Below are 1,028 nucleotides of genomic sequence, written 5' to 3'. Positions count from 1 at the left end.
AACGTGTTTGTACAAGATTAGTTGCTGTGGTTAAGCAATAAAGTTAATAAATAATTACTGAATAGAAAGTCCGCGAGGACTTTCCTAAATAAGCCAGAACCAAAGCAATTAATTTTGTACGGTGTTGGGCTTAGTTATTTTTTATCCATTCTACAATTTTATTTTCATTCATTATTGACCAAGAATGTGGATTTCTCATTCCGTTTTTTCTATATCCCTTATTTTCAGTTTCTATATATTTGGATTTAAAATCTTTTTGATTCAAAAGTTTAGATAATTTTTTTATTTGATAACCATTTGTATTTTCAAAATTCTGATTAAAATTATCTTTTCTAAATTTTAAAGCTGGTTCTGTATAGAATATTAATTCTGTATTCTCGAATTCCACATTTTTAGTATATTCAATTGAACTTAAATATGGAGAATACTCTTTATATTTTTCAAAATCTTTTTTTGGGTTTCCAATTTGTTTTTCCAAAATGTTCAAGAAGTATTTTATACTTCCAGATTCATCTTCTACGACTGATTTTTCATATTTTAAATAGAGTTGCTCTAAATCAATAGGTGAGTCAATTATAAATATTCCTTTCAGATTATTTTTGTATTTCTCTTTTTTTATTAAATATTTTCCAAGTTGTAATCCTAAATTCCCACCCGCTGAAAACCCTCCAATAAATACTTTATTATTGTTAATATTCTTTTTGTCAATAAGTTCGACAACTGTTTCTCCTAATTTTTCAAGTTCTTTCTTTTCTAAAAAGAAATTTCGATTATTTTTTAAAATTAAGATAGAGATTTTTTGTTTTAAGGCTTTCTTTACAATATTACATTCTGTTTTTATACTTTCATTTGTACCACCAAATCCAGGGAATAATATTAATAGTTCCTTATGTTTTTCAGGAACAATTAATTCAAATTTTTCATTATCTATATTTATTCCTTTTTCTGTGTAATTTCTACAGTTTAAAAAGCTTAAAAATATCAAAAAGTATACAGTTTTTCTCATTTTTTTAATTAAGCCCAACGTA

1 protein-coding gene is annotated in these 1,028 nt (G+C 24.8%); it reads right to left on the bottom strand.

Annotation, left to right across the window (positions count from 1 at the left end; all coding sequences use genetic code 11):
* Positions 1-130 precede the first annotated feature (130 nt).
* Positions 131-1,028, bottom strand: an 898-nt coding sequence (locus BTO16_RS08945; RefSeq protein WP_105021243.1) for an alpha/beta hydrolase family protein, incomplete at its 5' end; no start/stop codon positions are given.

This window comes from Polaribacter glomeratus, from assembly GCF_002954665.1.
GTDB classification, from domain to species: Bacteria; Bacteroidota; Bacteroidia; order Flavobacteriales; family Flavobacteriaceae; genus Polaribacter; species Polaribacter glomeratus.
This window is presented reverse-complemented; position numbering and strand designations above follow the sequence as displayed.